Origin of the sequence: Halomonas llamarensis, assembly GCF_023555005.1 — a bacterium.
In the GTDB taxonomy this organism is placed as follows: domain Bacteria; phylum Pseudomonadota; class Gammaproteobacteria; order Pseudomonadales; family Halomonadaceae; genus Vreelandella; species Vreelandella llamarensis.
In genome coordinates this window covers 1-729 of the sequence record NZ_JAMJPJ010000089.1, presented here as the reverse complement: position 1 = coordinate 729, position 729 = coordinate 1, and the positions used below count along the sequence as shown (strand labels likewise).

General features: G+C 55.1%; 1 protein-coding gene. It reads left to right on the top strand.

From position 1 onward, the window contains the following. On the top strand, positions 1 to 712 hold a 712-nt coding region (locus M8006_RS17710), incomplete at its 5' end, for a transposase (protein WP_250084531.1). Positions 713 to 729 lie beyond the last annotated feature (17 nt).

Genomic DNA, 729 nt, shown 5'->3' with positions numbered 1-729 from the left:
CCGTGCGTCACTACCGCCCCAGGTGCGTTATCTGGTGGCGGACGGGTATTACAGTAAAACCCGCTATCTCCAGGGCGTCGTGGCGCTAGGATTACATCAGATCGGTAAGCTACGTCATGACGCCAACCTGCGTTGGCTGTACCAGGGAGAACAGAAACCTCGGGGGCGCAAGCGCCGTTACGATGGAAAAGTCAGCGTTGAGGACGTGAGCCGATGGACGCTCGCCGGCAACATGAACAAGACGCAGGTGTATACCGCGATCGTGAACAGTGCGCATTTCAAACGCGACTTACGGGTGGTGTCTCTGGTTAAGCGCTGTGGCAGCAAGGTGAAAACCGCCTTGCTGTTTTCGACGGATATGTCGCTGGACGCCATGACATTAGTGACGTACTACAAGGCGCGTTTCCAGATTGAGTTTCTGTTTCGCGATGCCAAGCAGTTTCTGGGGCTGAACGACTGTCAGGCACGCAAGGAAAAGGCGCTGCACTTCCATTTCAACGCATCGATGACCGCGCTGAACCTGCTTAAGCTTGAGGATCGGCAGCATCAGTCAGGCGATAGGCGCGTGATTTCTATCGCCCGCTGGCGAACCCGCAAAGCCAACGCGCATCTGCTGGAGCGCTTTTCTTTCTACTTGGGTCTGGACTTCAATTGCATAAAATCCCGACCCGACTTTGACGAGATGTGCCACTACGGTGCTATCGCGTCATGAAACTGTCCGAACCATTG